This is a genomic window from Pseudoalteromonas aquimarina, from assembly GCF_049257255.1.
Classification (GTDB): domain Bacteria; phylum Pseudomonadota; class Gammaproteobacteria; order Enterobacterales; family Alteromonadaceae; genus Pseudoalteromonas.
Genome location: NZ_JBMMUG010000001.1, coordinates 191,660 through 213,255, shown reverse-complemented (window position 1 = coordinate 213,255; position 21,596 = coordinate 191,660). Strand labels below are relative to the sequence as shown.

22 protein-coding genes are annotated in these 21,596 nt (G+C 40.8%); 3 read left to right on the top strand and 19 right to left on the bottom strand.

Annotated elements, in window-relative coordinates:
* Positions 1 to 2: 2 nt before the first annotated feature.
* From AAEU29_RS00960 to AAEU29_RS00910, 11 genes are all read right to left on the bottom strand, one after another.
* The gene (locus tag AAEU29_RS00960) at positions 3 to 1,751 is read right to left on the bottom strand and encodes a sugar phosphorylase (protein ID WP_421971682.1); all 1,749 of its coding nucleotides are present in this window, start codon (positions 1,749 to 1,751) and stop codon (positions 3 to 5) included.
* The gene (locus tag AAEU29_RS00955) at positions 1,751 to 2,995 is read right to left on the bottom strand and encodes a glycosyltransferase family protein (RefSeq protein ID WP_421971681.1); all 1,245 of its coding nucleotides are present in this window, start codon (positions 2,993 to 2,995) and stop codon (positions 1,751 to 1,753) included. Before AAEU29_RS00955 ends, AAEU29_RS00960 begins: the two co-directional genes overlap by 1 nt.
* Positions 2,988 to 4,796, bottom strand: a complete 1,809-nt coding sequence (locus AAEU29_RS00950) for an HAD-IIB family hydrolase (RefSeq protein ID WP_421971680.1) — start codon at positions 4,794 to 4,796, stop codon at positions 2,988 to 2,990. Before AAEU29_RS00950 ends, AAEU29_RS00955 begins: the two co-directional genes overlap by 8 nt.
* Before the next feature lie 167 nt (positions 4,797 to 4,963).
* Positions 4,964 to 5,326, bottom strand: coding sequence for a hypothetical protein (locus AAEU29_RS00945; protein ID WP_421971679.1), 363 nt, complete (start codon positions 5,324 to 5,326; stop codon positions 4,964 to 4,966).
* 169 nt (positions 5,327 to 5,495) lie between these two features.
* The gene (locus AAEU29_RS00940) at positions 5,496 to 5,822 is read right to left on the bottom strand and encodes a YbaB/EbfC family nucleoid-associated protein (protein ID WP_421971678.1); all 327 of its coding nucleotides are present in this window, start codon (positions 5,820 to 5,822) and stop codon (positions 5,496 to 5,498) included.
* Between the two features lie 45 nt (positions 5,823 to 5,867).
* Positions 5,868 to 8,222, bottom strand: a complete 2,355-nt coding sequence (gene dnaX, locus AAEU29_RS00935; RefSeq protein WP_421971677.1) for a DNA polymerase III subunit gamma/tau — start codon at positions 8,220 to 8,222, stop codon at positions 5,868 to 5,870.
* Entirely contained in the window at positions 8,223 to 8,774 is a 552-nt protein-coding gene (apt, locus tag AAEU29_RS00930) for an adenine phosphoribosyltransferase (RefSeq protein WP_421971676.1), read from the bottom strand.
* Positions 8,775 to 8,929: 155 nt separating this feature from the next.
* A complete protein-coding gene (locus tag AAEU29_RS00925; RefSeq protein ID WP_267884427.1) occupies positions 8,930 to 9,055 on the bottom strand; it encodes a hypothetical protein in 126 nt (41 codons plus the stop codon).
* 70 nt (positions 9,056 to 9,125) lie between these two features.
* The gene (locus AAEU29_RS00920) at positions 9,126 to 9,860 is read right to left on the bottom strand and encodes an HvfC family RiPP maturation protein (protein ID WP_421971675.1); all 735 of its coding nucleotides are present in this window, start codon (positions 9,858 to 9,860) and stop codon (positions 9,126 to 9,128) included.
* Positions 9,860 to 10,675, bottom strand: coding sequence for an HvfB family MNIO-type RiPP peptide maturase (locus AAEU29_RS00915; RefSeq protein WP_421972287.1), 816 nt, complete (start codon positions 10,673 to 10,675; stop codon positions 9,860 to 9,862). Before AAEU29_RS00915 ends, AAEU29_RS00920 begins: the two co-directional genes overlap by 1 nt.
* Before the next feature lie 90 nt (positions 10,676 to 10,765).
* A complete protein-coding gene (locus AAEU29_RS00910) occupies positions 10,766 to 11,305 on the bottom strand; it encodes an HvfA family oxazolone/thioamide-modified RiPP metallophore (RefSeq protein WP_421971674.1) in 540 nt (179 codons plus the stop codon).
* A gap of 223 nt (positions 11,306 to 11,528) precedes the next feature.
* Here AAEU29_RS00910 and AAEU29_RS00905 point away from each other — a divergent pair, with 223 nt between their 5' ends.
* Both AAEU29_RS00905 and AAEU29_RS00900 read left to right on the top strand, forming a co-directional pair.
* Complete coding sequence (locus AAEU29_RS00905) at positions 11,529 to 12,494, top strand: tRNA-dihydrouridine synthase (RefSeq protein ID WP_421971673.1); 966 nt, start codon at positions 11,529 to 11,531, stop codon at positions 12,492 to 12,494.
* Between the two features lie 84 nt (positions 12,495 to 12,578).
* Positions 12,579 to 12,908, top strand: coding sequence for a TraR/DksA family transcriptional regulator (locus tag AAEU29_RS00900; RefSeq protein WP_421971672.1), 330 nt, complete (start codon positions 12,579 to 12,581; stop codon positions 12,906 to 12,908).
* Position 12,909: 1 nt separating this feature from the next.
* Here AAEU29_RS00900 and AAEU29_RS00895 read toward each other — a convergent pair whose 3' ends face one another.
* The gene (locus AAEU29_RS00895; RefSeq protein ID WP_421971671.1) at positions 12,910 to 13,890 is read right to left on the bottom strand and encodes a hypothetical protein; all 981 of its coding nucleotides are present in this window, start codon (positions 13,888 to 13,890) and stop codon (positions 12,910 to 12,912) included.
* Between the two features lie 41 nt (positions 13,891 to 13,931).
* Here AAEU29_RS00895 and AAEU29_RS00890 point away from each other — a divergent pair, with 41 nt between their 5' ends.
* Positions 13,932 to 14,438, top strand: coding sequence for a GGDEF domain-containing protein (locus AAEU29_RS00890; protein ID WP_421971670.1), 507 nt, complete (start codon positions 13,932 to 13,934; stop codon positions 14,436 to 14,438).
* A gap of 69 nt (positions 14,439 to 14,507) precedes the next feature.
* On the opposite strand, the gene AAEU29_RS00885 is transcribed toward AAEU29_RS00890, so the two are convergent.
* From AAEU29_RS00885 to AAEU29_RS00855, 7 genes are all read right to left on the bottom strand, one after another.
* Positions 14,508 to 15,791, bottom strand: coding sequence for a tetratricopeptide repeat protein (locus AAEU29_RS00885; protein WP_421971669.1), 1,284 nt, complete (start codon positions 15,789 to 15,791; stop codon positions 14,508 to 14,510).
* Between the two features lie 8 nt (positions 15,792 to 15,799).
* Positions 15,800 to 16,417: an energy transducer TonB gene (locus tag AAEU29_RS00880; protein ID WP_421971668.1), complete on the bottom strand. Its 618-nt coding sequence runs from the start codon at positions 16,415 to 16,417 to the stop codon at positions 15,800 to 15,802.
* The gene (locus tag AAEU29_RS00875; RefSeq protein ID WP_372767833.1) at positions 16,417 to 16,815 is read right to left on the bottom strand and encodes an ExbD/TolR family protein; all 399 of its coding nucleotides are present in this window, start codon (positions 16,813 to 16,815) and stop codon (positions 16,417 to 16,419) included. The genes AAEU29_RS00880 and AAEU29_RS00875 overlap by 1 nt, the downstream gene beginning before the upstream one ends.
* Before the next feature lie 14 nt (positions 16,816 to 16,829).
* Positions 16,830 to 17,354, bottom strand: a complete 525-nt coding sequence (locus tag AAEU29_RS00870; RefSeq protein ID WP_372767835.1) for a MotA/TolQ/ExbB proton channel family protein — start codon at positions 17,352 to 17,354, stop codon at positions 16,830 to 16,832.
* Positions 17,354 to 18,718, bottom strand: coding sequence for a MotA/TolQ/ExbB proton channel family protein (locus AAEU29_RS00865; protein WP_421971667.1), 1,365 nt, complete (start codon positions 18,716 to 18,718; stop codon positions 17,354 to 17,356). Before AAEU29_RS00865 ends, AAEU29_RS00870 begins: the two co-directional genes overlap by 1 nt.
* Before the next feature lie 5 nt (positions 18,719 to 18,723).
* Positions 18,724 to 19,494, bottom strand: coding sequence for a DUF3450 domain-containing protein (locus tag AAEU29_RS00860; RefSeq protein WP_038642200.1), 771 nt, complete (start codon positions 19,492 to 19,494; stop codon positions 18,724 to 18,726).
* A 387-nt stretch (positions 19,495 to 19,881) separates the two neighbouring features.
* Positions 19,882 to 21,558, bottom strand: a complete 1,677-nt coding sequence (locus AAEU29_RS00855) for a tetratricopeptide repeat-containing sulfotransferase family protein (RefSeq protein WP_421971666.1) — start codon at positions 21,556 to 21,558, stop codon at positions 19,882 to 19,884.
* Between the last annotated feature and the right edge of the window lie 38 nt (positions 21,559 to 21,596).

The window sequence follows — 21,596 nt, the reverse complement described above, 5'->3', positions numbered from 1 at the left end:
TGTTATACTCCCTTACGTTTATTGGTTAGCCAAATAGTTTGATATGGCAACAGCGCAAACTCGCTGTTTAAATCGTTAATTTGCTGATCAGTGAGTAAGTCGTACCAGTGCTCTGTTTCAATTAAATTAAGCTCGTTTAAACGAAGCGATACTGGCTTATTAGTAATATTAGCAATACAAAAGATACTTTGGCTGCGATTCATACATTGCCGCCACACACCAAACAGTTCTGGCCCTAATTGCAACACAAATTGGGTGGCGTTGGGGTGAAAGGCATTTTGCTGTTTTCTTATTGCTAGCAAGGTTTTTAGGCCACTTAGTACTTTACTGTGATGGCTGTACGGATTGGCAAGTTGCTCATTTAACAATTCGCTTTGCCAGCGGTGGCGGTTAATCGCGCGGTTATGATGGGTGTTGTTGTATTTTTCATAGTCGTTTTCAGTGCCAAGCAAACTATGAATATAAATACCGGGAATGCCTTCTAGGCTCATCATAATGCTATGGGCGCAAATAAACCGCTGGTACTGATGTTTATCGGGCCCATCTGTTGTGCCTTTAAGCGCGTCGTACAGAGCAATGTTCATTTCGTAAGGTTTTTGGCTGCCATCTTCTCCTGTTCGCCACGAAATAAGCCCGCCAAAGTTTTGCATGGTGTTAACCATGGTGGCAATTTCGCTTTCGCTCAGTAAACCTTCTGCTGGCCTTAAACCAATGCCATCGTGCGATGCAATAAAGTTAAAATAGCAGGTGCCATTTTGCGCAGGTGGCATGCGCATTAACCAGTGTTTTAACGCTTGGCAATCGCCTGAAATTAAGCTGTAAATAAGTAGCGGCGGCAGCGAAAAGTTATAAATTGCATGGGCTTCGTTGGCATTACCAAAATACGCTAAGTTTTGAATATTTGGGATGTTGGTTTCGGTAATTATTATGGCGTTTTCATTGGCGCATTCTATCAGCGTGCGTAACAGCCTTACTACCTCATGGGTTTGCGGCAAATTAATGCAACTTGTGCCAATTTCTTTCCATAAAAAAGCGATGGCATCTAAGCGGAAGATTCTCACGCCCGCATCTAGGTATTGTTTAATAATACCCACAAAGGCAATAAGCACCTCTGGGTTTGAAAAGTCTAAATCTACTTGATCATGACTAAAGGTACACCACACAAACTGCTCGCCTTGTTTGGTGGTTACTGGTTTTAATAAGGGCGATGTACGCGGCCTAACCACTTTATCAAGCGGGTCGCTTGGCGATGCAGTAAAAAAGTAATTGTGGCCTGTGCCCTCGCCTTTTATAAAGTTTTCAAACCAAATGGAGCGCGCTGAGCAGTGGTTAATCACTAAATCGGCCATTAACTTATAGCTTTTGCTTATGGCGCTAATGTCTTGCCAATCACCCAGAGATTCATTCACGCTGGAATAATCCAGCACTGAAAAACCATCGTCTGAGCTGTAGGGGAAAAACGGCAAAATATGCACGCCACTTAGCTCATTACTTAAATGTGTATCAATAAATTGTTTTAAAGTGACCAGCGGTTTTTCACTGTCGCATACTATGCTGTCACCATAGGTGATCATCACAATATCCGATTCATTCCAGCGATTTAAAAATGGCGTTGGCCCTTGCGCATCATCACTTAACGCCATTTGGGTTAAAAGCTTATCGGCGATGGCATCCACCGAATCTTCTATTGCGACCCCTTCATAAATTACTTGCAGTTGCTTAAGCAGTTTTTCTTTCAATGGATAGGTCATCAGCTTACCTTTTTGCGCAGTTTTGCTGAAAATTCGAGGTAATCTTCTTCTACAGCCTCTTCTAAGCGCGAAAGCACATCGGGCATGGCGCTAATTACGCGGTTCCACGATGGAATAAACGGCGTTTCCATGGGCTTTTCTAAAAACGACTGCCCTGCCGCCATAATGTTTTTAGCAAACATTTCTACTGACTTTTCTTCGGTGTGAATATCCACTTGCAGGCCGTTGATAATCGCGTCGTTTTTATAGGTTTCGATGTAATCGAGCGCAATGCGGTAATAGGTGGCTTTTATGGTGCGCATGGTTTCGGTGTTTAGGGTGTAACCTTGGGTAGCAAGCTTTCTAAAAAACGCTTTGGTTATGTCTATCGACATTTTAGATAAGCCACCTTCGCTATTATGTAGCGATAAATCTTGGTGTTTGTGGTCGTACACGTTGGCAATATCTACCTGACATAAACGGTTTGATGCATAGTTGCGCTGCATTTCAGAAAGTACGCCAATCTCTAACCCCCAATCGCTAGGAATGCGAATATCGTTTAGCACATCGCGTCTAAACGAAAACTCACCCGACAGCGAATAACGGTAGCTATCCATATAATCTAGGTAGTCGTTATGGCCTATCACGCGTTTAAGTGCTTTTAATAATGGTGTAACAAGCAAACGCGCCACACGGCCATTAAGCTTGCCATCGGAATAACGGGCGTAATAGCCTTTGCAAAATTCGTAGTTAAATTGCGGGTGCGCTACAGGGTAAATTAAACGGGCAATTAAGCTGCGGTCGTAAGTTAAAATATCACAGTCGTGCAAAGCGATAGACTCTGCCTCTTTAGTGGCTAATGCATACCCCATGCAATACCACACGTTACGGCCTTTACCCATTTCGGTTGGTGCCACGCCTAGCGCTTGTAATTCGGCGTCGAGCTGTTTTAATCGTGGGCCATCATTCCATAAAATTTGATGCGGTTGCCCTAAATATTTAAAAAACTCAATGGCTTTACAAAACTCATCTTCAGTGGCTCTGTCTAGGCCAATAATCACTTGCGATAAATATGGCACTTCACTTAAATGTTCAACAATTTTAGGCAGCGCTTCACCTTCTAGCTCGCTGTAAAGCGACGGTAAAATTAATCCCATTGGCCGCGTTTTAGAAAATTCAACCAGCTCGTTTTCTAATTCTTCCACACCTCGATTAGTTAGATTATGTAGCGTGGTTACAATGCCGTTTTGGTAAAAATCAGCCATAGTCTTTCTCCTTCAGAGGGTGGTTAATAATCGATTTAATGCGCTCAATATGATGGTTATCAAGCTCGCTAATAAGTTGCATCATTACTTCGTGCCAGCCAGTAGGCCCAGGCATAGTTGAACGCATAACGCCTTTTTCACGATTAAGCGAAATAAACGGATGGGTCATTGATTTGATTTGTACTGCGATATCGGCTTGCTCTAACATGGCGCTGTCGTTTTCGCTGTCGCCTAGTGCCACACTTAGCCAATCACCTGGCAGTTCGCCTTTAATTAGGTTAAATAACCAGTTAAGCGCTAGCCCTTTATTTTCGTCACCGCACACATGTAAAAAACGCCCACCTTCAATAATGGTTGCGCCGTGTTCGCGCATGCGTTTTATAAATGCGCTTTTCTGGCAGGCTTCCCCCCTCCAATGTAAGGGTTCGGAGTAATGGCGCAGTTTGGCTTTTTCCGCGTCTTTTTCACTTAAGCCTGTAAGCTCCGCCAGCTCACTATTCGTCATTTGCGCAAAGCCTTTATAAAGATGTGCAAAATCGCTGGCGTGTTGTTTTAGCTGGCTTAACCAAAAGCTGCGTGGCTGGCCAAATTCTTTAATGTAGAATTCGCCAAACTCAATCAGATCTTTGGTTTCAATTACGCTTTCTTTTAACCATTTTTTGGGTAAAAACACAGCGGCACCATTTTCCACAATAAACGGCGTGCCAAGTCCAAGCTGAGCACGAATTGCGATAATTTCTTTATAGGTTTTGCTGGTGCAAGGAATAATAGGAAAGTCCAGTTCGTGGCATAAAAACACGCTGACTTTTGCAGGTTGAAACTCGTAGCTGTAATGATCAAGCAAGGTGCCATCAAGGTCAGTAAATACCGCGAGCTTTTCAGGAAAACAGAGCTGTTTAAAGCGCCCTGTTACCTCAACTATTTTGCGTGTTTCATTTAGGTGCAAAGTGATGTCGGTGGTTTGGCTAAAATCAACTAAACCAACGCGGGTAAGCCTTTCAAAAAACAGCACAAAGCGCTCTATTTGTTGCTCACTCATAATTTTACTGGCTGGCAGTTTATCTTGTTGCAAACGCAGTTTGGCTTCTTGCTCTTTGCGCCACTGTGCCACCACATCAAAACTAGGTGCCTTTAGCATAATCCAGCGGTCTACCCGCTCGAACACATTTTGGTAAACACCACTTAGCTGATTATTTACGTATTCTCGCCATGTGCCGTTTTGGTCTTCTATTGCTTCAAGCGCGTTTATAGGTGTTTTTAATGCGTCTTGAGGCTCTGCGTTAAGCCCAACGCACCAACCTTCTAAAATAATCACATCGGGCGCTGATGTAACTTTGGTCCATTTATCTGATGGGAATGGATTGTCTGTGGCTTTATTAAAACGGCGAATAAACAAAGGGCGTTTTAGCGTTTTACGCGTAAGCGCTGCTAAATCATGATCTAGCTGATCAATTTTGTGAGTACCCGGTACGCCGCGTGTGCCAAGTAGCGGGTGAATGTTTGTGGCAAGTTCTTCGCGCTCAGAAGCAGATAAGTAATAATCATCGAGCGAAATCGACACCACATTTAAACCAAAATACATGCGTAAATATTGATTTAAAAAGTCTGTAAGTGTGCTTTTACCCGAACCTTGGCAACCGTTTATACCAATGACTATTGGCTGTTTTGTTCTATTTTGGTGCAGTGCAATTTGCTCTGCGATAGGTGCGTACCAAGTTTTTATTGTTTTTTTAACTTCCTGAGAAAGCGAATGTTTTTCTATAAAATGAGAGAGAAACTTGGCAGATAGCGCTTGCACCATATTAATGCATCCTTAGAACGATTTAACTAAATAGTATTTAACTAAATCAATATATGTGCCAAACAAGGTGCAAAATGGTTTTTAGCTGTTAGAAGCAGATTAGGAATTATGAAGAATATTTAAAGAGAAGATGCCTCAAAAATCATGTCAAATTTAAAGGAGCCATATTAATGGCTCAAATCAATCATCTTTCGCAGCATCATCAATGCTTCACTTAAAAACGCATCAGGCGCTAGCTGGGTGATTAGCCCCTCAGGACGTTTACCGTTAGCAAATTCCAAAATAGCCACCTGTGTTTTATCCTCACAGCCGACCGAAGTTAGCGTCTCAACAAGCTTCAGAAGTTCCGCGGGGTTACCCGTTCGAGCGTACTGTTCTAAGTAAGGCATGGCTTCTGCAATTAAGTTATCAGCTTCTAAAGGAGTAAGCGTATGCGCTGATCCGTACTCATCACAGTCATAAGTCTTGGCAGGTGTAGAGGTGAAGTGGCTGTCCATAAGCTCAGTTAAGGTTTGTCGATGATTGCTCATAGTTAATTTCCCTTATATTAATCCTTAAAATGTTTTCAACCCAGTATACATGACATGCACATATGCACTAAAAGAGACTGCAAACGAAAAATACGGGAATAGATAAGTACTGGCGCAAAAAAAATAGCGCCAAAAGGCGCTATTTTTTAAAACGTTAAAGCGTTCTAAATTAGAACGGCATTTTGAAGCCTGGAGGCATCTGCATACCGCCAGTTACTGCTTGCATGCGCTCTGCCGTTTGCTCTTCAACGCGGCGTACTGCATCGTTGATTGCTGCAGCTACTAGGTCTTCAATCATTTCTTTGTCGTCTTCCATTAATGACTCATCAATTTCAATACGACGTACATTGTGGCTACCTAGCATAGTTACTTTCACAAGGCCTGCGCCTGATTCACCAACTACTTCCATATTTTTAATTTCTTCTTGGGCTTTTTGCATGCGATCTTGCATTTGCTGCGCTTGCTTCATTAGGTTGCCCATTCCGCCTTTAAACATATTCTTTCTCTCTTTTAATGCATGGCAGTGATATTACCACCAGAATTATAATGCTTTTATTGTACCTTCATCTAGCTCTGCGTCAAAGTGTGTCATGAGCTGAGTGATGATTGGATCGTTTTTAATGGTATGCACGGCTTGTTGATGACGAAACGCATCAATCTTTTGCTGAATTTTAAACGGTGTATTTTCAACCACATCGTTAAATTCTATTGCGAGTTCAACCTGCATATTTTTTAAATGTGATAACGCTTGTTGTAATTGTTCGCGCAGCATTGGCGAGTCTAAGTGCTTTTGCTCAGTATCAACTAGCAAATTAACGTGTGCGCCCTGCTCTTGATATATGCTGTGCAGTGCAAATTGTCGCACGCGACCGCCAAGCCCCATTATTTCAATTTTGTTTGCCCAATCGTCTTGTTGATGGGCAAAACGCTCTTGCGAAATTGGGCTTTCGAAGCCTTCAATTATTTGCGGCTCTGGGGCAGGCGCAACTTCTTGCTTTGGCTCTGGCGTTAATTGTTCAATTAACTCAGGTGCCACATGCTGAGTTTCACCGCGGTATTTTTCAAGAGGGCTTTGTTTTGGTTTTGCAAAATTTTCGCCCCTTTGCTGGGGCTCAGTCTTTTTTATCGACGTTTCGCTACCATCCGGCTGAATAAGTGAGCCAGAACCTGACACATTGCGGCGTGCTAAAATTTTAGCAATGGCTTCGGCTTCATTGTTATAGCTTTGCTCAAAGCTTGGCTGTGTTGATTCTTCAACTTGCGGCTCGGCCTCGATTAAAGGCTCTGGAGCTTGCTCTGGCACGGGCGCACTGTCAAACGACTGTTGCTGTTGCTGTTGCTGTTGCTGTTGCTGTTGCTGTTGCTGTTGCTGTTGCTGTTGCTGTTGCTGTTGCTGTTGCTGTTGCTGTTGCTGTTGCTGTTGCTGTTGCTGTTGCTGTTGCTGTTGCTCAAACATTGCAGGTGCAGGCGATTGCGCTGTCAACTGCTCAGCTTGTGCAAGTATATCATCCATTTGCTGATTTACTTGCTGCTCTAATTCAGCTTGCACAACTTCTGGTACAGAATGTTCTGGTGGCGTTTGTTCTATTGTTGGCGTTGCAACTGCCGCTGGTGCAGCAGAAATAGTTTGAACTGGTTCAGATTGTGGCTCTGGTTGTGGCTTTTGTTGAAGCTCTGGTTGCGCAATCGGCTTATTTTCCAGAGCTTCTTTTTGTTTTTTTAATTGCTCTTTTAATGAAACGCGTGCGTTTGGAGTCGCTTGTGATGTTTGCACTTGTTGGTTTTGCTGCGCTGACTGCTGAGCTTGCATGCCAGCAGGTTCAAACGCCAATAATTTAAGCATAACCATTTCAAAGCCAAGTTGCTCTGTCGGTGCCAGCATTAAGTCTTTTTTACCGTTTAACAGCAGCTGGTAATACACCTGAATTTCACGGGTATCTGCCTCTACTGCCAGCTGGCTAATAAAGTCAGCGTATTGTTCACTCAACTGCGCGGCTGTTGGCACTAATTTAGCAACTAAAATCAAATGGCATAATTTAATTAAGTCATCTAAAACAGCACCGTAATTGCCATTTTGTAAGCCTAGTTTGGCGCTTAATTCTAATAAACTTTCGCCGTCACTTGCCATTGCCGCAATCAATAAACTTTGCGCCCACGTAATGTCCATTAAGCCCAGCATTTGTTTGGTTGCTAGGTGGGTAATATTACCGTTAGTTTGTGCAATGGCTTGGTCGGTTAAACTCAGTGCATCACGCATACTGCCTTTGGCACTTTGCGCGAGTTGTTTAAGCGCTTCAGGCTCAAAACCAAGTTGTTCTTGATTAAGGATATGCGTTAACTGGGTTTCGATTTCATTTTCAGAAAGTGCTGCTAAGTTAAATTGCAAACAGCGAGATAAAATCGTGACGGGTAATTTTTGCGGATCGGTCGTCGCAAGTAAAAACTTTACGTGCTCCGGTGGCTCTTCTAATGTTTTTAACAGCGCATTGAAGCTGTGTTTTGAGAGCATGTGTACTTCATCGATAAGGTACACTTTATAGCGACCACGGGTTGGCGCATATTGTACGTTATCGAGAATTTCACGGGTATCTTCTACTTTGGTGCGTGAAGCCGCATCGATTTCAATCAAGTCGATAAAGCGACCCTGCTCAATATCAATACAGGCATTACAGCTACCACAAGGCTGGCTAGTAATGCCTAATTCACAATTAAGGCTTTTCGCAAAAATTCTGGCAATAGTGGTTTTACCTACACCACGGGTACCGGTAAATAAATACGCATGGTGTAATCGCTTTTGGTCAAGCGCATTTACCAAGGCTTGTTTAACGTGTTGCTGCCCAACTAACTGATGAAAGTTTTGTGGACGCCACTTTCTTGCCAGAACTTGATAGCTCATTTACTCGCCTTCAAACTCAACTAGTTTAAGTATGTTTAGACCAAGGCCAGCTAAACGCGCTTCACCACCTAGTTCAGGTAATGAAATTACAAAAGCTGCATCGGTTGCTTTACCACCTAACTTTTCAACAAGTTTCACAGTTGCTTCAATAGTACCGCCTGTTGCAAGTAAGTCGTCTACAAGTAACACTTTATCGCCAGCTTTAATCGCATCTTTGTGGATTTCTAACGTGTCTTCACCGTATTCTAATTGATACGATTGTGAAACTGTTTCGCGTGGTAATTTGCCAGGCTTACGTACAGGAACAAATGGAATGCCTAACTCAAGCGCAAGTGGCGCGCCAAATATAAAGCCGCGAGATTCGGTGCCAATAATCACATCGAATGCATTGTCTTTATATTTTTCAACCAGTGCTTTTTGCACCGTTTGGAATGCTTTTGGCTCAGCTAATAAGCTAGTAATATCGCGAAACATGATGCCCGGCTTTGGATAGTCTGGCACAGTCGCAATGCTGTTTTTTACTAGTTCTAAGTCTGAAACTGACAAGGTCATGGTTTTCCCCAATATTTTAATTACAGGTCATTATACAAAGTTTGACATAAAAACGAATATCAAATGCGGAGGATTCGTAAGATTAGCGTATTTCAGAAACAATAAAGGCCGATAAATCGGCCAAATCATCACGAAAATACGTGGTGGTATTTAAATTAAGCGCTTAGTAAAGTCGCCCAACCTAGAATTGCATTTAAACAACCAATGCCTGCAAACACAGCTAGGAAACCAATGAAGTATTTTGCATTGAACGGATCTTTAAAATCACCTTTTTGCGCCATAATTACCTCTACATCTTAAGCACGAAAAATCGCCGCATATGATAGAGGAAGTTGATCTAGATCAAAAGTGTTATTTTGTGACCAATACGCCTTTTTCAGCAAGATCAATCAGCGTGCTTACTAAACCACTTTCAAGTACTGACGCCTCAACTTGCGGTAACGCCGCTAACATCACATTTAGCAAAGCACTAAAACTAATACCTGGGTTGCTTTCAATTTGCTGTAATAAATGGGCTGTGATGCCGTTAATTGCCACAAACTGAATGTCATCATAGCTATCGCGGTAAATCACTAAGTGATTACCTTCATCCATTGCCGCTAGCTGCGGATTATCACTTGATGCAAATTGTACTGGGTAAGAATAACTTACTCGCCATGCCAATGATGAAAAATACAAAGGCTGTGATTGTATATCGCTAATTTGCCCTTCATTAGGGTCTTGATCTGCAATTGAGAGTGCAAGTTCAACCCATTCATAATGGGCAAGTTCTAGCATGTATTCCGGATCGGCATCTGTACGCTGGTATTCATTTGATAAAAACGCCAGAAATTCTTCTGAAATTTGTAAAAAATAAGGCGATTTGCAATCGTGCTGGCTAAAAAATTTGCGTACTAATACCAGCCAATCTTCTTCGCTGTAAAGTGACTGTAATACTGGAAATGCGGAGCTAACAAAGCCTTCAACATTATTAAAAAAGAGTTCGCGGTAAATAGCTAAACGGCGGTCTTCAATATTTGGAAACGCGTTATTTTCAGGGTCGCGAATATGCTGCATAAAAGCATGTTGTGTTGCTTGAAAACTCATTAAGCACTTTCTCGCTTGCTTTGTTCGGCTTGAATCGTCGCGATTGTGTCTACTTCAACTAACAATTCTGACATTTCAGGAATATTAAAGTCGCGTTCTAACAAGGTTGGGAACACACCATGAATTTGATAGGCCTCACGTAAAAGCTGCCATACAGGGTCAACCACATCTGCACCGTGGGTATCAACAATTAAATCTTCTGCTTCGTTGTAATGGCCTGCAATATGACCATAACTGATACGTTTTGAAGGTAAGCCTTTTAAAAATTCAGAGGCGCTATAACCGTGATTTATAGCGTTAACGTAAATATTATTTACATCTAGCAATAACTCACAATCCGCTTCTTCAAGCACTAAGTTTGTAAAATCTAATTCTGAAATTTGCTGTGCTGGCGCTGCGTAATACGATACGTTTTCCATGGCGATAGGCATTTCAAGAATGTCCTGTACCGTACGAATACGCTCTGCAACATAGCGTGCTGATTCTTCACTAAATGGAATTGGCATAAGGTCATACATATGGCCTTTACCTGAGCAATAACTTAGATGCTCGCTGTAAGCTTTAATATTATGTTGTTTGAAGAACACCTTGAGATCTTTAATAAAGTCGATATCAAGTGGCTCTGGCGAACCAATAGAAAGAGAAAGGCCATGACAGACAAAGTTGTGTTGCTCAGTAAGCCGCTTAAACTTCTTCCCTAATGCACCACCTAAAATAAGCCAGTTTTCTGGTGCGACTTCTAAAAAGTCCACTTGCTTTGGGTAATTGTCGATTAAAGGGTCAAGCATTTCACGCCTAAGCCCTAGCCCTACCATACCGAAATCGTGTTTATTCACTGCCCCTCCAAACCTTTTTATTATCTAATTAACTAAAAGGCCAGCTAAGCTGGCCTTTTAAGCTATTAACTAACGGTGGCCACCGCATTTGCCTTCGCCACACTTACCTTCTTTTTTGGCTTTTTTGTCACCGCCACATTTACCTTCACCACATTTGCCTTCTTTTTTAGCTTTGTGGTCACCGCCGCATTTGCCTTCGCCGCACTTACCTTCTTTTTTGGCTTTGTTTTGAGCGCCGCATTTACCTTCGCCACACTTGCCTTCTTTCTTAGCTTTGTGGTCGCCACCGCATTTACCTTCGCCGCACTTGCCTTCTTTTTTAGCTTTTTTGTCGCCGCCGCATTTGCCTTCGCCGCACTTGCCTTCTTTCTTAGCTTTTTTGTCGCCGCCGCATTTGCCTTCGCCACACTTGCCTTCTTTCTCAGCTTTTTTGTCGCCGCCGCATTTGCCTTCACCACATTTACCTTCGCCTGCATCTAGCATGTAGCCAGATTGCATTGCAGTTACTTGGAATGGGTTTGCGTGAGCCGCTGTTGCTACTAGGCTTGATGCACCGATTACTGCCGCACCCACTGTCATTGCTACTGAATTTTTATTAAGTGTTTTCATAGTTGTCTCGTTTTACGTTTACTTGATTGTTTAAGGTGACCTAGCTTTTATAAATATTATTTCAAATAAATTTAATTTTTTTGGTCAATTACTTAGTAAATCTCATTATGGTACAGCTAACCCATTGAGCAAACTCAGTTTAGCGCTGTAATTAAAAAAATAATAGTGTTTAGCTTTTAAGCTCGTTAAAATCGCCGCCGAGAATCACAAGATAAGCGTAGCGATGAAACTAATTTTGGCCCCAATGGAAGGTGTTGTTGACTTCCATATGAGAGAATTACTTACCGATTTTGGTGGGTTTGATCTATGTGTTACCGAATTTGTTCGTGTTGTTGATGCGCTTTTACCGCCACGGGTATTTTTCCGCTATTGTCCTGAACTTAATTTCTCAGGAAAAACCAAAGCAGGCACACCTGTTCGTATTCAATTACTTGGGCAAAATGCGCCTATTCTTGCTGAAAATGCCGTTCGTGCCGTTGAATTAGGCTCTCATGGTGTAGACTTAAACTTTGGCTGCCCTGCAAAAGCCGTCAATAAAAGTAAAGGCGGCGCAGTTTTACTTAAAGAGCCTGAGCAAATTTACCAAATCGTAAAAGCAGTTCGTGATGCAGTACCTGAAAAGGATGAGGTTTCAGCTAAAGTGCGTCTTGGTTTTGATGACAGTTCGCAAAGCCAAGAAATATTTGATGCTGTTAATAGTGCCGGCGCAAATAGTATTGCTATTCACGCCCGGACTAAACGTGACGGCTACCGCCCACCTGCTTACTGGGAAAAAATAAAACCTCTTAAAGAAAATAGTAATATTGAAGTTGTTGCTAATGGTGAGGTTTGGAATTTCGAGCAATACACCTTGTGTAAAGAGCGCAGTGGTTGCGAACACGTTATGCTTGGTCGAGGCGCATTAGCTCAACCTGATCTTGCTGCTGAAATTGCTGCAAGGCGACTCTTAAAAGATTATCAGCCTATTTCATGGCAAGCTGTGTTAACGCATATTGTTGATTCGAACATGCACTGCGATGGCGGTAACAGCGAACGTTATTTTGCGAGTCGTACTAAACAGTGGCTAGCTTACTTAAAGCTGCATTACCCTGAAGCTGAAATTTTCTTCGAAGAAATTAAACGCTTAAAATCAAGCCAAGAAGTGCTAGATAAAATTTTACAGGCGAGTAACAAAGTTACGAGTTGTTGATTCATATCATGTCGCGTTAAAAAGTCCGCCCCTATAATTCATTATTGCACTATCTATGTGCTTGGAATTGAAAGGGGAATGAGAATGACAGTATCACTTGAGTTATTCAAACGCAGGCTACAAGTAGAGTTAGATACTTTACGTAAAGACGTTATTGAGCATTATGGACAAGCTCAACCTGCCATTGTTAATGACTTACATACCATCAACTATAGTGATTGGCCAGATTTTCTGGAAAAGCATTTTCTATTGAATCATGAACCTAAATTGAGCCGTTTGGTTCAGTTAGAAGCAGCATTAGCCCAGTTTGATATTGGCCAATATGGCTACTGTGCCGATTGCGAAGAACCCATTGAGCTTGAATTGCTCAATGATGACCCTGCAACACAACGTTGTAAGAGCTGCTCCCATTAGGTTAATTACCTAATGGGATATTCACCATTGCAAGCGCAGGCTCTTCCAATATTCTTTTTAATATTAAGTTTGCCTGAGCGTTAGAAATCTTTAATTCATTAAGCAATACTGTAAGTGCATGCTCACTACTCCATGCTTGTGCATGGATACCATAATCTACTTCGGCAATGATTGCTTGTTCAATGCCAAACTTAATATTGTTAAACTCTTCCAAGCGATTGCTGTAAGCAGTTCGCCAGTCTAATCCACTTGTGTTATTGCACTGATTGGTTGTGTAGCAAGTGATAAACTTAGTTTCACTTGGTAAGTCCGTTTTAATCGCAAGTAAGCGGTTAAGAATATCATTTGGTTTTTGCGCGCTTACAACAAAATAATTCAAACGAGCTTGATACCAATCTTTACCATTTGGCAATGCACCAATGCCAGGACTACGTCTTGGAACATAATCCGCTAAGTACTGATTGAATGTATTTAGTGCATCAACTGAATGCGGATAATCTGCAAGTTTGTTTTTAGCCTGAGCTACATGCTGCTGTAGTCTCGTTAATTCAAAATGACTAAGTCTTACCTTGTCTTGATAGGCTGAAAGCATTTTGCCTTGTGTAAAGGTAATAAATTCAGCTAAAGCAACATCATTAATTTGCGAATTCGAATTAACATAATTCAAAACTGGATTGGCATTATAAGGCCATGGGAAAAAGCGTTCAGTAAAGCGCTGTTCAATAGTTAATAAAGCGACTTCTGTATTGCTCTTATCCGCTCTTAGAAGCTGTTTAAGGATATTATCGCGTGATGTTAAATAATCATCGCTAAATGGCCATACTGGTGCACTCGTTTGCTGTTTTAGAGGCTGAAGCAGGTTGTTTAAAGTTTTATATTCAGCAATTAATTCTTCTTGGCTTTTATTTTCAACTGGCTTTTCACACCCTAATAATAAAAAAGCAGTACAAATTGCGATGAATAATTGCGTAAATTTAATCAATGTAATCTAACCTTAAAAGAGAATGTAAATCTGGAGCGCATATGATTTTTTCATTTCAAAACGCCTCATTTCGCGATACAGAAACAGGATTATACAACCAAGCCTACTTTATGGAAATTTTTAACCGCGAATGGCACAGACTTATCCGCGATAAAGACAGTTTATCCATTTTATTATTTAATCCACATATCAAGTTGTTAAATGAAGCAGATACAGCTCGCTTAATCCAAGTCGGCAATATTTTGACCGAGCAAACGTTACGCAGTACAGACATCACGTGTCGCTTTAATAAACACTGTTTTGCAATGGGGTTATTTGGTTTAGATGCAAGTGGCACACAAGTTATTGTGGAGCGAATACAACATGCTTTACAGGAGCAGGAAAAGCTCGGTTTACTGCATTGTAACATTAGTATTGGTGCAGTTAATGTTCTACCAGATAATGGTATTGAGCCAGAAACGGTATTTGAGAGGACAATTACTGCTCTTCACTGCGCCGAAGAAAGCGGTATAAATACCTATCAAATAGATACCTATTCTCTTCATTAAACTAAAAACGCTTATAAATTTTAGGCAATAAAAAAGCCCCTATTGGGGCTTTTTTGCAGAGTACATCAATTAGATTTTAACGCCCTTACGGATCGCTTTATCTTTAATGTACTGAGACCAGCTCTTAGCAAATTTCTTCGTCTGCGGATAATCTACCGCTTTCTGAACGTTCTGATAAGCCAGTTTGTACTTTTCTTGCTGAAGGTAAGCTTCTGCAAGGTCTAAGTAAATCTGACCTTTCTTACTATTGCCAAGTTCTAATGCTTTATTCAAGTTTTGAACAGCTAGTGCATAGTCTTCGCTAGTTACTAACATTGAACCTGCTTTACGATATAACTCAGAGTCATTATCGAATTCAGCTGCTTCAACATATAACTTAGCTGCTTTTTCATAGTGCTTAGCATTATGGAAATATGCACCAAGTGTAGAAACTGTAGACTTGTCTTTCTTAACTTTGTTTGCTTTTACCGCTTTTTCAAGTGTAACACCTGCTTGGTAAGGCATTTCGTTAAGTGAATATAAGCTAGCTAGGAATTTAAAATGGTTAGATGTTTCTAACGCATTATTACGTTCTGCTACTTTCGCAGCTGCAAGACCTTTTTTGTAGTCTTCAACTGTCATATAGAAAGAAGCTAAACGTGTCCATAGCTTGTATTCTGTAGGCCAAATCTTAACTTGCTCTTCACTTGTTTTAATCGCGTTGTTGAATTGCTTAAGCTCAACATAAGCACCTACTTTTAAGTCGTAAGCGTTTTTGATTGGCTCTTTCTTAGACAATTCAATTGCACGATCTGCTGGAGCAATGATGTTCTTGTATTCTTTTGTTTCGTAGTAAGTAGCTGCAATCGCTAAATAAACTTTTGCATCTTCCTCACCCGTAAAGTCCATCCAAGCATAATAAGACTCACGAGCCTCTTTATATTGCTTTTCTTGACGTTGTAAGTCAGCAATTAGCTTCATTACCGTCGCTTGGTCTTTAAAGTTTAGAACATCAGGCTTTGCTGCCGCTTTAGCAAGACGAATTGCTTCATCAAACTGTTCAAGCTGGTAGCTCATTTGCGCCATGTAGTAATTAACCTGCGCTTTATCAAATTCATCAGAAGGCGAAATTTCCTTCATCAATGCTAAAGCTGCTGGAACATCACCCTCGATTCCTTTTTCCTGGTCGCCGTTGTAAACATCAAATGCTTTAACAACTTTCTTACCAGTACGTTCACCCATAACTTTGGTTTTGCGTTTCTTGCGTTCTTCAACTTTTGCAGGATCAGCTTTTGCCAAAGTAGGTGCAGAGTAAACTGCACCACCAAGCGAAATTAATAAGGCTAGCGCGGTTACTTTAGATAAAGTTTTCATACAGCCTCCTAGTTACCTTGGTCAAGTTTAAAGTCGAGTTGAACTTCGATGCCAGCTTGACGTTGTGGTTTACCATCAACGATCTTAGGCTTGTATTTCCATTTACGTAGAGCACGTTTTGCTTCACGGTCAAAAATACGTTTCGGTTCAGCGTTAATTACTTCAATATCAGTTACGCCACCAACTTCATCGATTGTAAAGCGAAGTTGTACCCAACCTTCTTTACCATCACGCGCAGCTTGTGGCGGATATTTAGGCTCAATTCGAACGATTGGTGTTGCGTCACCATCTCGGCCAAATGCGCCTGGGCCATCTAGACCACCTGCCGTACCACCAACGCTAATTGATGGCATATTAAACTGTAATCCTGAGTTACTATTACTCGAATTATCAGGTTGTGGCGGCTGCGGTTTAGGCGGCTGCTTAGGTGGCGGCGGAGGCGGAGGCGGTACACGCTTCCTCTCCTGCACCTTTGATTCAGGCGGATTCGTCATAATTTCGACTACAATCTGCTCTTGGTCATTGGCGGCGCGTTTATCGCCGCCAGAGATCAAGAACGCCATGAAATAGAATAAGCCGAAAGTAACTGCCCCACCTGCAATCAGTGAAAACAGAAAACGAATCATTACTTATCTCCAGCGATTGAAATTTTCAAGTCACCAGTGGCCTTGATTTGGTCCATAACCTTCATAACCACACCGTGTTTCGCTTCTTTATCCGCCTGGATAATTACGATTTCAGTAGGTTGTTCAGCTAATAGACGCTCGATGTTCGCAGATACACGTTCTACATCTACCTGACGCTTATCCATCCAAACTTCGCCGTTACCACGAATTGCAATAAAGATATTTGCATTTTTCTTCTTGGTAGCTTGCGCAGCTTTAGGTTTGTTTACATCAATACCAGCTTCTTTAACAAATGACGTTGTTACGATAAAGAAGATAAGCATGATGAAAACAATATCCAGCATCGGTGTCATATCTACCGCTGCATCTTCATCTTGGATACGTTTATTACGTGCCATATTCAAATCTCTCTCTAGTGATGCGGCAGGCTATCAATCAGTTTATCTTTAGCCATCTTAGCTTTCGCTTCTAGACGTGTGCTAAAGAATACACCTGATAGTGCTGCAACCATTCCAGCCATTGTTGGGATCGTCGCCATTGAAATACCTGATGCCATTAAGCGAGCATTACCAGTACCCTGAGTAGCCATGGTTTCGAAAACCGCGATCATACCCGTTACAGTACCTAATAAGCCGATAAGTGGACAAACAGCTACTAATGTTTTGATCAACAACATACGCTCATCTAATTTCTCAGACGCTTCAGAAATCCATGCTTCGCGGATTCTGTGTGCGTACCAAGACGTAGTGTCTTGGCGGGCGTCCCAGTTAGCGATGATCCCTTTTTTCATTTTAGGGAACACACTAGTTAGGAACCAATAGCGCTCAATCATTAATACCCACATAAGAAAGAGTGCTATTGCGACCACATAAAGTACTTGGCCGCCTGTAGCAACAAAATCCCTGACAGATTCCCAGATCTCTATCAGGACTAGCATTAGGCTTTCTCCTTCTCCGCGTGAGCAGCAATAATACCAGCGCTTTGCTCATCAAGGATGTGTAGTACAGACTTAGAACGGCTCGCAACGATAGCGTGAACTAGGATTAACGGAAGTGCCGCAATTAGACCTAGAGCAGTAGTTACAAGTGCCATTGAGATTGAACCAGCCATGATCTTCGGATCACCAGTACCGAATAACGTGATTTGCTGGAATGTTTCGATCATACCAACAACCGTACCTAATAGACCCATTAGAGGTGCGATAGCTGCAAAGATCTTGATGATGTTAACACCAGCTTCGATGCGAGGCGTTTCACGAAGAATCGCTTCATCAAGCTTAAGCTCAAGGTTTTCAACATCTTGGTCTTTGTTGTCTTGGTAAACTTTAAGAATACGACCAAGCGGGTTGTTCTCGTTTGGTGTGTTAAGGTTCTTAAGTTGTGATTTGATCTTAGTAGTAGTTACTGTTAGGTCAGCAAGACGGATGATCGCCACGATGAAACCGATAACTAGTAATACTGCGATTAGGTAACCAACCGTACCACCTTGGTGGAAGCGCTCTTCGTGAGTTGCTTTCTGCGTGTTTAGACGAAGAATTGAACCACGAGTAGGGTCAGTGTAGAAACCTGCGTATGAACCAGCAGCTGTAGACTGTAAGTCAGCAGCAGATGCAAGAACGTAACCATCTGGTTGACGACCTAACGGCTGGATTTGCTTAGTTTCTGGGTGGTAAATTAAGTAACCTTGATCAGAGATAAGGTTAAAGTTACCGATACGAGTTACTTTAGCGTTAACTTCAGAACCGTCTAACTGAGCAACTTTAGCTTCGAAAGATGAAACTTTCGCAGACTCAGTCATTTCAGTTTGAAGACCAATCCAAAGTTCTTCTAGTTCGCGAGTAGTTGGTAGTTCTTTAGCAGCAGCTAGAGAACGAAGAACTTCTTCACGTCCTGGCTTTTCAGCAGAAACTAGAGATGCTTCGATTGAACCGATTGTTTCAGAAGCTGCACGACGTACAACACCAAACATTTCACCAAGCGTACCTTTAGCAGTTTCTAATTCTGCTTCTTTAGCCGCTAGTGTAGCTTCGTTTTGCGCGTATTGCTTCTTAAGACGGTCACCACGTGCTTCTTCAGCAGCTAGATCACGCTTAGCAGTGTTTAATAACGCTTGCTTGTCAGCACGAGCTGATAAGAACTCTTGCTCACGTTGCTTGTTGATTTTACCAGACGAGATACGGTCTTGCTTAACTTGCTCAAGGATTTTATCTAGAGCAGCTGTATCTGCGTGTGCATTTAGCGCAGCACCTGCAGAAACAGAAAGAACAGCAGCAACTGCTAAACCTTTAAATAGTTTCTTCATCGTGATTACTCCGCGCCAAAGATTGGAAGTTCAACTAGATCTAACGCTTTTTGCTTACGCGCCATACGGATTAGATCAGTGATTGGGCTTAGGTATTCGTCACCTAGTTTGTCCCACTGCTTAGTAGAGTTGTTCCAAACCCAAGCATTCTTAAGGTCTAGAGACTGTGCTACGTAAGCGATACGACCAACACGACCGAAGTCAACAGTGATATCACGACCGTCAAGGTTTAATGCACCTTGAGTAGCAGTAACAACTGTGCTGTAGTCTTTTTCAGTTAGGTATGCTTCAAGAACCTGACGGTATTTCTCTGAAGTAGTAACTGATGCATTAGTCATTAATTCACGTAATTTTTCAACACGGTCTAAACGCTTTTCAGTGTCAAAAGGAACGTCCGCTTTGATGAATTGCTCAAGCGTATCGATCATGCGATACATCAAAGGCACAACGTTACGTTTAGTCGTATCGATTTCTTTGATTTGCTTATTTAATGATTCAATGCCCGCATTTTGGTCAGCAACCAAACGCGCTAGGTGATCATTATAAACTTTTAGGATCTCAGTTTGGTTAACCGTAGAATCATATTCCGCTTTCAGTTCAACTGTTTGCTCGAATACGTTATCGATTTTGTTCTGAGACTTTTGTGCAGCCTTAATAGTCTGACCTTCAACATTGTGAATGTCTTTCAAAGGATCTGCCATCACATTGCTGCTTGTAAGTGCAACCGCGCCAACCAACGCTGAAGCTACAAGACTTTTTCTGATTTTAACAGACATAGTTCCCAACCAATTAAGTAATGTTACTTTTTTAGAATTTAAACTGATTAAAACTCAATCATGAAGGGTGCACTTTAAAAATGCACCAACTCACCAATAATGCTAAATGGATACAAAAGTGTCAACTGCCAAACTTAGTAAAATACTGCTTCGAGTTAAATTTGTAGTTAACACCCACAAAACCGTAAACATTCCATTTACAATTGAGCGTTTTTTAGATCAAGATTCAGGCTTTGTATCTAAACAGCTAGAGGTACAAAAGGGATTATTTTAGTAAAAAAATATTAACAGTTTTTACGTTTAATAATTTTTTAAAAAAAATAACCTTTTTAATTTATAAAGAAGCTGTATTGCTTCTGAAAATTCATAATTATTCAATTTGTATGATTAATTTAATCGTTTGATTAAGTCATTTAGCTCTTCTTTATAGTGCTGCCAAAGATTAATTGAACGTGTATACATTGGTTCGCGCACTTGTGCTGCACTCGCTGTTTGTACGAGACCAGGTGTTTTATGAAAGTCTAAACACTGCTGTTGCCATTCAAGGCCGCATTTATCAATTAAAATCGGCAGCTCTTTGTTAGGGTTTTGAGCCAAGATTTCATAATCAACATCAATAATTTCTGAAGGAAATTCCTGATGCCAATGTGCCATCAAACTTTCGTAACTATTATAATAAGTTGCTAAAGTATTTAAGTTATATGCAAAACGATAATTGTCATTACTGAAATTCTTTTTATATATCGATAAGCAAGTATCAATTTTATTTCGTTTGCAATGAATAATTTTTGCATTTGGGAAAAGAATTTTTATTACACCCACCATTAAAAAATTAAGCGGCAATTTATCCGTTACGAAATCGTGATGACTTGATAAGCTCTCAATCTTTGAGAGATAGCGATGACTTAAAGTATGAATCTCTTCTTTTCGAATATTACTCAAGTCTTTAAATAAATAAGACGTTGGGTTTAACAAAGAGCAACCAATAGAAAACAGAGTATCAATTTCACCCGCACTGTATACCGATGTGTGTGAACCTAATATCTTTTCAATTAAAGTGGTACCTGATCTTGGCATCCCTATTATAAATACCGGTTTAATTGATTTATTACCGAATTTTTGCAGTGGTTCGATATCTTTTCTTGTAAAAACAGACTTTATGCTGTCAATAAATGCTAAATCCGCCTTTACATCATAATTTAACATTTTAAATCGTAAATCATTGCCTTGTTTAAGATAACTAAATGATTGTTTATATTCTTCATTTTGTTCATAAGCTTTTGCTAAGGCAAATGCTAATAAAATACGATCTTGAACATGCAATTGTGGATTAGAATACAAGCTGTTAAGTTGCGCTAAATGCTCTTTGCCTTCTTTTTTATAATTTGTCACAACAGAAAGGCCATAATGCGCCATAACTAGATTAGGTGTTATCTCAATTGCCCTTTTATACAATTCTTTCGCTTGACCTAAATCACCTTGTGCTTTTTTGATGGTAGCTAAAGTGTAAAGCGCCTTTGAATTTTCCCCATTAGCATTAATTGTTTTTAATAAAAGTGTTTCTGCTTCATCATAGTGATTTGATTGTGTATATAAAGTGGCAAGATAATCATCCAATAACGCATTCTCTGCATCTTCAGCCAAGCGTGTTTTACAAGTCTTAATTGCATTATCAAAATCGCCAACCTGTGCATAACAAAAGCTTAATCCTAATAAATCCACTACGGAATTAGGCTTTTGTGCACATGCTTTTTGATAATAATAAATTGCGTTTTTAAAGTTGCGCTTGTTTTTATTAATTACCGCAAGCGCATGACTTTTAGGATAAATTTCAAAAGGTGAATCGATTAATTTAAGAAGAATATTTTCAGCAACTCCAAAATTCTTTGTTTCAAACAATATTAATGCCGCTTCTAAAACTGCAGGTTCGAAATGAGATAAGTTATTTAAGATATCATTTACACAATTTAAGGCCACTAAGTAGTTTTTGTTACGCCTAGCATTGGTCGCTATTTCATATAAATTTGCTTGTTGTGGAGTGAGTTTGTGGTTATCAAATTTCATTAAACGACTACTCTATCAAAATACGACTTAATTTTTAT

Coding starts and splice junctions, on each gene's coding strand:
- AAEU29_RS00960 (WP_421971682.1), bottom strand. CDS start 1,751: ATGACCTATCCATTGAAAGAAAAACTGCTTAAGCAACTGCAAGTAATT.
- AAEU29_RS00955 (WP_421971681.1), bottom strand. CDS start 2,995: ATGGCTGATTTTTACCAAAACGGCATTGTAACCACGCTACATAATCTA.
- AAEU29_RS00950 (WP_421971680.1), bottom strand. CDS start 4,796: ATGGTGCAAGCGCTATCTGCCAAGTTTCTCTCTCATTTTATAGAAAAA.
- AAEU29_RS00945 (WP_421971679.1), bottom strand. CDS start 5,326: ATGAGCAATCATCGACAAACCTTAACTGAGCTTATGGACAGCCACTTC.
- AAEU29_RS00940 (WP_421971678.1), bottom strand. CDS start 5,822: ATGTTTAAAGGCGGAATGGGCAACCTAATGAAGCAAGCGCAGCAAATG.
- dnaX (WP_421971677.1), bottom strand. CDS start 8,222: ATGAGCTATCAAGTTCTGGCAAGAAAGTGGCGTCCACAAAACTTTCAT.
- apt (WP_421971676.1), bottom strand. CDS start 8,774: ATGACCTTGTCAGTTTCAGACTTAGAACTAGTAAAAAACAGCATTGCG.
- AAEU29_RS00925 (WP_267884427.1), bottom strand. CDS start 9,055: ATGGCGCAAAAAGGTGATTTTAAAGATCCGTTCAATGCAAAATACTTC.
- AAEU29_RS00920 (WP_421971675.1), bottom strand. CDS start 9,860: ATGAGTTTTCAAGCAACACAACATGCTTTTATGCAGCATATTCGCGAC.
- AAEU29_RS00915 (WP_421972287.1), bottom strand. CDS start 10,675: ATGGTAGGGCTAGGGCTTAGGCGTGAAATGCTTGACCCTTTAATCGAC.
- AAEU29_RS00910 (WP_421971674.1), bottom strand. CDS start 11,305: ATGAAAACACTTAATAAAAATTCAGTAGCAATGACAGTGGGTGCGGCA.
- AAEU29_RS00905 (WP_421971673.1), top strand. CDS start 11,529: ATGAAACTAATTTTGGCCCCAATGGAAGGTGTTGTTGACTTCCATATG.
- AAEU29_RS00900 (WP_421971672.1), top strand. CDS start 12,579: ATGACAGTATCACTTGAGTTATTCAAACGCAGGCTACAAGTAGAGTTA.
- AAEU29_RS00890 (WP_421971670.1), top strand. CDS start 13,932: ATGATTTTTTCATTTCAAAACGCCTCATTTCGCGATACAGAAACAGGA.
- AAEU29_RS00885 (WP_421971669.1), bottom strand. CDS start 15,791: ATGAAAACTTTATCTAAAGTAACCGCGCTAGCCTTATTAATTTCGCTT.
- AAEU29_RS00880 (WP_421971668.1), bottom strand. CDS start 16,417: ATGATTCGTTTTCTGTTTTCACTGATTGCAGGTGGGGCAGTTACTTTC.
- AAEU29_RS00875 (WP_372767833.1), bottom strand. CDS start 16,815: ATGGCACGTAATAAACGTATCCAAGATGAAGATGCAGCGGTAGATATG.
- AAEU29_RS00870 (WP_372767835.1), bottom strand. CDS start 17,354: ATGCTAGTCCTGATAGAGATCTGGGAATCTGTCAGGGATTTTGTTGCT.
- AAEU29_RS00865 (WP_421971667.1), bottom strand. CDS start 18,718: ATGAAGAAACTATTTAAAGGTTTAGCAGTTGCTGCTGTTCTTTCTGTT.
- AAEU29_RS00860 (WP_038642200.1), bottom strand. CDS start 19,494: ATGTCTGTTAAAATCAGAAAAAGTCTTGTAGCTTCAGCGTTGGTTGGC.
- AAEU29_RS00855 (WP_421971666.1), bottom strand. CDS start 21,558: ATGAAATTTGATAACCACAAACTCACTCCACAACAAGCAAATTTATAT.